This window comes from Rhodococcus sp. NCIMB 12038, from assembly GCF_002165735.1.
In the GTDB taxonomy this organism is placed as follows: Bacteria; Actinomycetota; Actinomycetes; order Mycobacteriales; family Mycobacteriaceae; genus Rhodococcus_F.
Map to the genome: position 1 here is coordinate 1 of NZ_NHML01000074.1, position 7560 is coordinate 7560.

The 7560-nt window shown below is 68.5% G+C and carries 8 protein-coding genes; 3 read left to right on the forward strand and 5 right to left on the reverse strand.

Annotation, left to right across the window (positions count from 1 at the left end; translation table 11 throughout):
• The 3 genes from CA951_RS41825 to CA951_RS41835 form a co-directional block, all read left to right on the forward strand.
• A partial coding sequence (locus CA951_RS41825) for a 4-hydroxyphenylacetate 3-hydroxylase C-terminal domain-containing protein (protein ID WP_306300883.1) occupies positions 1 to 983 on the forward strand: 983 nt, incomplete at its 5' end.
• 20 nt (positions 984 to 1003) lie between these two features.
• On the forward strand, positions 1004 to 1852 hold the full coding sequence (gene catA, locus CA951_RS41830) for a catechol 1,2-dioxygenase (protein WP_087562439.1): 849 nt from the start codon (positions 1004 to 1006) through the stop codon (positions 1850 to 1852).
• A 75-nt stretch (positions 1853 to 1927) separates the two neighbouring features.
• Positions 1928 to 2722, forward strand: a complete 795-nt coding sequence (locus tag CA951_RS41835) for an alpha/beta fold hydrolase (RefSeq protein WP_087562440.1) — start codon at positions 1928 to 1930, stop codon at positions 2720 to 2722.
• A 4-nt stretch (positions 2723 to 2726) separates the two neighbouring features.
• Here CA951_RS41835 and CA951_RS41840 read toward each other — a convergent pair whose 3' ends face one another.
• The 5 genes from CA951_RS41840 to CA951_RS41860 all read right to left on the reverse strand — a co-directional run.
• The gene (locus CA951_RS41840; RefSeq protein ID WP_087562441.1) at positions 2727 to 3962 is read right to left on the reverse strand and encodes an acetyl-CoA C-acetyltransferase; all 1236 of its coding nucleotides are present in this window, start codon (positions 3960 to 3962) and stop codon (positions 2727 to 2729) included.
• Positions 3955 to 5661 carry an AMP-binding protein gene (locus tag CA951_RS41845; protein WP_087562442.1) on the reverse strand — a complete coding sequence of 569 codons (1707 nt, stop codon included), beginning with the start codon at positions 5659 to 5661 and terminating at the stop codon, positions 3955 to 3957. Before CA951_RS41845 ends, CA951_RS41840 begins: the two co-directional genes overlap by 8 nt.
• Complete coding sequence (locus CA951_RS41850; RefSeq protein ID WP_087562444.1) at positions 5658 to 6506, reverse strand: alpha/beta fold hydrolase; 849 nt, start codon at positions 6504 to 6506, stop codon at positions 5658 to 5660. Before CA951_RS41850 ends, CA951_RS41845 begins: the two co-directional genes overlap by 4 nt.
• Positions 6503 to 7294 carry a hypothetical protein gene (locus tag CA951_RS41855; RefSeq protein ID WP_087562443.1) on the reverse strand — a complete coding sequence of 264 codons (792 nt, stop codon included), beginning with the start codon at positions 7292 to 7294 and terminating at the stop codon, positions 6503 to 6505. The genes CA951_RS41850 and CA951_RS41855 overlap by 4 nt, the downstream gene beginning before the upstream one ends.
• Positions 7291 to 7560: acyl-CoA dehydrogenase family protein (locus CA951_RS41860; RefSeq protein ID WP_256974313.1), on the reverse strand; the 270-nt coding region annotated here is incomplete at its 5' end. The genes CA951_RS41860 and CA951_RS41855, both read right to left, overlap by 4 nt.

Here is a 7560-nt window from a genome sequence, read left to right on the forward strand (position 1 = left end):
GCGCCAAGGTCGTCGCCACCGGATCGGCGATCACCAACTACAACTTCATCGCCCACTACGGCCTCCCGATCAAGAAGAAGGAATTCGCCCTCATCTGCACCGTCCCGATGGACGCACCGGGCGTGAAGCTGATCTGCCGCACGTCCTACACCCAGCAGGCCGCGGTCATGGGCAGCCCGTTCGACTACCCGCTCTCGTCGCGGATGGACGAGAACGACACCATCTTCGTCTTCGACAAGGTGCTCGTGCCCTGGGAGAACGTCTTCATGTACGGCGACGTGGAGAAGATCAACGCCTTCTTCCCGCAGTCGGGGTTCCTGCCCCGCTTCACGCTGCAGGGCTGCACTCGGCTGGCCGTCAAGCTCGACTTCATCGCGGGCCTGCTCATGAAGGCGCTCGACGCCACCGGGGCCGGCGGCTTCCGGGGTGTGCAGACCCGTGTCGGTGAGGTCATCGGGTGGCGAAACCTGTTCTGGTCGCTCACCGAATCCATGGTCCGCGACCCCGAGCCCTGGGTGGGTGACACCGTCATCCCCAAGCTCGAATACGGCCTCACCTACCGCATGTTCATGCAGCAGGGCTACCCGCGGATCAAGGAGATCATCGAGCAGGACGTCGCATCCGGGCTGATCTACCTGCCGTCGTCGTCCGCCGACTTCAAGTCGCCCGACGTCCGCCCGTACCTCGACAAGTACGTCCGCGGCTCCGAGGGAATGCCCGCGGTCGAACGCGTGAAGATCATGAAGGCCCTGTGGGATTCGGTGGGCAGCGAGTTCGGTGGCCGTCACGAACTGTACGAGCGCAACTACGCCGGTAACCACGAGGGCGTGAAGGCGGAACTGCTGATGTTCGCGGAGAACCGGGGAACGGTCAGCTCCATGAAGGGCCTCGCCGAGCAGTGCCTCGCCGAGTACGACCTCGACGGCTGGACGGTGCCCGACCTGATCGGCAACGACGACGTCTCCTACTTCGGCCGCAGCTAGTTCACAGACCAGGAGCTACCATGACCACGCTCGAAAGCCCCACCGCCGTCGGATCCGGCAATGCCGCCACGGACAAGTTCAAGGGCGCCCGGTTCACCGCCGACACGTCCCCGGAGCGCCTGTCCGCCATCGCCACCGAGGCGCTCGCCGGATTGAGCGCGCTGATCCAGAAGCACGCCGTCACCTACCCGGAGTATCGCGTCCTCAAGCAGTGGCTCATCGACGTCGGCGAGGGCGGTGAATGGCCGCTGCTCCTCGACGTCTTCGTCGAGCACGAGATCGAAGAGGTGAACTCCCGGAACTTCCGGGGCACCAAGGGGAGCATCGAGGGTCCGTACTACGTCCCCGGAGCGCCGGAGCTCCCCTCGCGGTGCACACTTCCGATGCGCGAGGAGGATCGGGCGCACACCGCCCTCGTCCTCCGGGGCCAGGTCACCGACCTGGACGACGCCGGGCTCGGCGGTGCCACCCTCGAACTGTGGCATGCCGACGACGAAGGCTACTACTCGCAGTTCGCCCCGCACCTGCCCGAATGGAATCTGCGCGGGACCGTCGTCACCGACGCGGACGGCCGGTACGAGATCACGACCATTCAGCCTGCGCCGTACAAGATTCCGACCGACGGTCCGACCGGTCGATTCATCGAGTCCGCGGGCTGGCACCCGTGGCGCCCGGCGCACCTGCATCTGCGAGTGACCTCGCCGGGCAAGCAGCCGATCATCACGCAGCTGTATTTCGCGGGTGGAGACTGGATCGACGACGACGTCGCCACCGCGACGAAACCCGAACTCCTCCTGGATCCGCGGCTGGACGAGACCGGGCGTAAGGTTGTCACCTACGACTTCGCGCTCGATCCCGCCGCGGACTGAAACACCGACCATGTCCCCGGGCGACACGATGAGACTTCGTGTCGCCCGGGGTCTTACGCTTGTGGAGGAACCGTCATGGCCAGCACGTCACCGGCCCGAACCACCGAGTTCGTGCGCACCGCGACCGCGGTGATCGAGGTCGTCGTCGAAGGAAGTGGGCCGACGGTGATCCTGTTGCCGTCGCTCGGCCGGGAGTCGTACGACTACGACGACGTCGCGGGCGGATTGGCGCAGAACGGGTTCCGGGTCGCCCGACCGCAGCCTCGTGGCATCGGCCGCAGCACCGGTCCGCTGGCGAACATCACGTTGCACGACCTGGCCGCCGACGTCGGCGCGGTGATCGAGGCACAGGACAACGGCCCGGCGGTGGTGGTCGGTCACGCCTACGGGCATTACGTCGCACGGATGCTGGCCGCCGACCGGCCCGATCTGGTGCGCGGCGTCGTCGTGGCTGCCGCCGGCGCCCGCAATTATCCTGCTGCGCTCACCGCATTGGCGGTGAAGTGCGCCGATTCCTCACTGCCCGACGCGGAGCGGATCGGCTACCTGCAGACCGGATTCTTCGCGCCGGGCAACGATCCGACGGAATGGCTCGGCGGCTGGTATCCGGAGGTGTCGAAGCGTCAACTCGCCGCCTCGGCCGCCACCCCGAAGGACGAGTGGTGGGCGGTGGCGCATCAGCCGATCCTCGACCTGCAGTCGGCTCTCGACCCGTTCCGTCCCCGCGAGACGGCGAACGAATTATGTGACCGGTTCGGCGAACTGGTTACCGTGACCGTCGTCCCCAATGCCAGCCACGCACTGATGCCGGAAGCGCCCGCACAGGTCGTGCGGGCGCTCACCGACTGGATTCGGACCCTCGACAGCTGAGCGGTCAGGCCCGTTCGAAGATCGCGGTCAGACCCTGGCCGCCGCCGATGCACATAGTCTCGAGGCCGTACCGGGCGCCGCGACGGTCCATCTCGCGCAGCAGGGTGGTGAGAATTCGGACTCCCGTCGCACCGACCGGGTGTCCGAGTGAAATCCCCGAACCGTTGACATTGGTGCGGGCGAAATCCTGTTCGCCGAAGTTCCATTCGCGCGTGACGGCGAGTGCCTGCGCCGCGAATGCCTCGTTCAGTTCGATCAGGTCGATGTCCGCGAGCGTCAGTCCGGCACGCTTCAGTGCCCGCTCGGTGGACGGAACCGGTCCGATTCCCATCTCGGACGGCTCCACGCCGGCAACCGCCCAGGTGACCAGGCGGGCAAGCGGCCGGAGACCGAGACGCTCCGCCTGTCCTCGGGTGGTGACGAGGCACGCCGCCGCGCCGTCGTTCTGCCCGCTGGCGTTGCCTGCGGTGACGGTGGCGTCGGGATCGGTGGCGCCCATGATGGGCCGTAGACGCGCGAGTGACTCGGCCGTCGTGTCGGCGCGGGGGTGCTCGTCCCGGTCGACGAGCTGCGGATCACCCTTGCGGATCTGGACTTCCACCGGAACGATCTCCTGCGCGAACTTCCCCGAGTCGATGGCGGCGACCGCCCGCTGATGGGAACTGACCGCGAGTTCGTCCTGTTCCCGACGGCTGATCCGGTACTTGCGGCGCAGATTCTCCGCCGTCTCCAGCATGCCGCCGGGCACCGGATAGTTGCGTCCGCCGGCGGTGACGCGCCCGCGGGCGAGCCGGTCGTGGAGCGCCGCCGGGGCGCCCTTGGCTCCCCAGCGCATCGCTTCGGTGTAGTACTCGGCGCGGCTCATCGATTCGACGCCGCCGGCGATCACCAGTTCGGCGATCCCCGTCTGCACCCGCATCGCGGCGTCGAGCACAGCCTGCAGACCCGATCCGCAGCGACGGTCGAGTTGCTGACCGGGAACCGTCACCGGCAGTCCCGCATCGAGGGCCACGACGCGGCCGATGGCGGGTGCCTCGCCGTTCGGGTAGCACTGACCGAAGATCACGTCGTCGATGCTGCCCGGATCCACTCCGGTGCGCTGGATCAGTTCGGACACCACACGGGCGCCGAGGTCGGCGGCGGGAACGTCCTTGAACTGGCCGCCGTACCGGCCGACGGGGGTGCGCAGGGGCTCACAGACGACGACGTCGGTCGCCTGCGCGGTCGAGTTTTCAGGCACTGCGGAAATCCCTTTCGTGATCGGTCCACCGCTGCGCCCATTCGCGCAGTTCGACCGCTCGGATCTTGGCTCCATTACCGCCCACTGTGGTCGGCATTTCCTCGATGATGTGGACGGCGGCGGGAACCTTGAACGCCGCCAACGACTCTGCGCACCACGACTTGAGCTCTTGGGCGTCGACGTCGGCGTTCTCGGCCGGGACGACGAACGCGACAGCTTCGGTGTAACCGCCGCCGCCGGTGACTCCGACGACCTTCGTGAGGTGGACGCCGTCGTGTTCGGCGATCCGGTGCTCGATCTCGGCGGGATCCACCAGAAATCCGCGCAACCGGAGCACGTCGCCCATCCGGCACACGTACGTGTAGCCGCCCTCGCCGGTCGCGACGGCCAGATCGCCGCTACGGAACCATCCGTCCGACGTGAACGCGCGCGCGGCCGCGTCCGGATTGCCGAGGTACGCGTCGACGACGTTCGGTCCGCGTACCTGAAGCTCGCCCTGTTCGCCGTCGGGGAGAGCGGAATCGTCCAGTGGGTCGGCGATCCGGATCTCGATGGCGGGTTCCACCGGGCGCCCACCGCCGTTCCAGCGCAGGGCTTCCGGGTCGGCGACATCCCACAGCAGCATCAGTGCGAACACCTCGGAAGACCCGAAGACGCCCGTGGTGACGGCGTCGAATTCGTCCCGGACCCATGCGGCCACCTCGTGCGAACGGCCGAGGAAGTCGGCGATCCCGAGCCGCTTCAGCGAAGACAGGTCGGCGCGGTCACCCCCGTGCCAGGTGTCGAGGAGGCGGGTGAAGAGGTCGTCGCCGCCGACCACGTGGGTCACCTTCAGCGACTGCATGCGGTCCAGCGTGGCCGCGGCGTCGAAGACGGGTTCCATCAGCAGGGCGCCGCCACCGGCGAGAGTTGCCAGGGCGGTGCTGAATCCGAACACCCCCGACACGGGCAGCACACAGAGCGTGACGTCGCCGGGTTCGATGTCGAGGACGACGGCGTCGGCTCGCGCGTGCCGGACCACCGCGGATTCCCGATGGGCCGCGAGTTTCGGGACGCCGGTGGATCCGGACGTGGTGAAGGCGACGGCGAGCGGGTCGCCGGGGTCCGCCCGCTCGCCCGCGGCGGTGGTGGTTGCCATGTCGGGGGTCTCCGGCACCCGCACACCGCCGGTGTCCGCGCTGCCCGCCGTCCAGGCGCCGCCGCCGAGGTCGAATCGCGCCGGATCGGGCGCCTCGCCCGCGGCCGCCGGGCCGCGCACCACCGCGACCGCCGGGGCCGGGAGGTCGACGGACTGCTGCGCCTCGTCGAGTCGCCCGAACAGGTCGAGGCCGTGGAAGTGGTCGGCCACGGCGACCACCGCGGGTCGCGCGGAGGTGAGGATGTGCGCGATCTCGTGCGTGTTGTACCGGGTATTGACGCCGATGACGTGTGCGCCGACGGCCGAAGAGGCGAGCTGCCAGACGAGTGCATCGGACCAGTTCGGCAGCAGCACCGCCACGCACTGGCCGCGGCGCACACCGACCCTCGAGAGTTCCGACTTCAGTGCCTCGACGCGGTCGCGGAGGTCGGCGCGGCTCGAGACGAGCGGTTCGCCGTCGACGACGTCGATCGTGACGGCGGCCTGCGGGTCGGCCGTCACGAGTTCGTCGAGCAGCGCGGTGAGGGTGTCACGGCGCGTGGCCGTGTCGTGCGCCGTCACGAGAGCACCGCCGCCGTGCGCAGTTCCGTCAGCCAGCCGTCCGCCACCGAGGCGAAATCGTCGATCTCCTCCATGGGGTAGTGGCCGATGTCGTCGAGCAGGGTGAACGTCGTCGATCCCGGACGGGCGTCTTCGATTCTCGCTGCCGCCTGCTCGACGAGTCCGGCCCGGATCCACGGGTCCTGCGCTCCGGCGACGAGCCTGATGGGGCAGGTGATGTCGGCGAGACGGTCCCGCACGTCGTGTGTTCCCCAGGCGATGAGGTCCGAGGACGAGATCTCCGGGTCCTCGCGTTTGTGCATCGTGGCGATCAGGCGGGCCTGAGTTTCGGGCACGGACCGCCCGATGGACGCCAGGGTGCCCAGATACGTGCGGTCGGCGCGGCTGGGTCCGGCGACGTCCTCGAGTTCGCGGCGCAATCCGCCGACGTTGACGCGGCCGGGACCGGCCTCGGCTTCCATGGCGATCGCCCCGGCCAGCGGCCGCGACGGGCGGGTCGCGAGTTCGAGTGTCAACTTGCCTCCGATGGAACATCCCATGACGAAGGGCCGTTCGACGGCGAGGGCGTCGAGGACCTTCCCGAGCCAGTCCGCGAACACCACGATGCTGGTGATCGGGCCGTCGACCGCGGGCTCGGAACGCCCGTGCCCCGGAAGGTCGGGGACGATCACCCGGTAACCGCGGTCTGCCAATGCGGACGCGGCATGGCGCCACTGAACTCCGCTCTGCCCCGCGGTGTGCAGGCACAGCACGGTGGGTGTTTCGCTGTCCGGACGATTGTCGGGGGTGACGATTTCGACGAAGCCGAGCGCGCCGTCGATGTCCAGGTACCGGGCCTCGATCACGACCGGGCCTCCCTTCCGCACGTGAGTGGCAAAGTGTGCTCCGGCACGCGGCGCCACTCACGTGCGGCGGTGCGGGCATGGGCGATGACGATGTCGAGCGGCTTGGTGAGTCGCAGGTACTCGTACCCGTCGCCGCTGGAGGAGAATTCACCGCTGATCGCGCGGCGCATGAAGTCGTTGTGTTCGGCGACGATCAGGTCGACCCACGTCACGGCCGGGACGACGAGCGTGAACGTGGCCCCACCCGGGACGCGGCGCGCGACGTCGATGATCCGGCCGCGGTAGATCCGCAAATGCACCTCGCGAGCGCCGCCCGAGGCGTCCGTGCAGCGCAGGCCCACCGTGCCGTCCCACGTCGCCAGCGAGGACGCGAAGGCAGGGTCGGAGGAGAGCGATTCGCGGAGAACCTCTCCCCAGACGGGGGTGCAGAAGTCGACCGCCGGGTCGTATCGGACTCCAGCGGGGTCGGACAGACGCCACGTCTCGATGCCCTGCTCGCGGATCGACCCGCCGTCGTCGACGAGTCGCACGTGCCGGTCGAGGACTGCTCCGTCCGTCGACTGTTCGACCCGCGTGACGACGGATTCGACGCGGACGACGTCGTCGTCCGCTACCGCCGACTGCGAATTCCATTGCAGCCCGGTGCGTGTGGCTCCGACTACCGGTCGCGGGGCGAGCAGCCCCGCCACGGCGATTCCCGTCAACGACGATTCCGGCAGGGACAGTGCGAGTTCAGAGACTCGCCGGGCATCGCTCACCGTGCGATCACCGACCGTGGATGCAGTCATTCGGCGGCCCTCCCCAGCAGTTCGTCGGAGATGATCCGCATCTGGATCTCGCTGGTGCCCTCGAAGATCTTCGTCAACCGGGCATCCCGCCAGTGCCGCTCCACCTGAAAGTCCGTGGTGTACCCGGCACCGCCGTGGATCTGCACCGCCTCACTGGTCACCCGCTCCGCCATCTCCGTCGCCACCAACTTGCACATCGACGCCTCCAACGAACACCGCCGACCGGTATCGATATCGGTGGCCACCGCATACATCAACTGCCGCGC

Coding starts and splice junctions, on each gene's coding strand:
- catA (WP_087562439.1), top strand. CDS start 1,004: ATGACCACGCTCGAAAGCCCCACCGCCGTCGGATCCGGCAATGCCGCC.
- CA951_RS41835 (WP_087562440.1), top strand. CDS start 1,928: ATGGCCAGCACGTCACCGGCCCGAACCACCGAGTTCGTGCGCACCGCG.
- CA951_RS41855 (WP_087562443.1), bottom strand. CDS start 7,294: ATGACTGCATCCACGGTCGGTGATCGCACGGTGAGCGATGCCCGGCGA.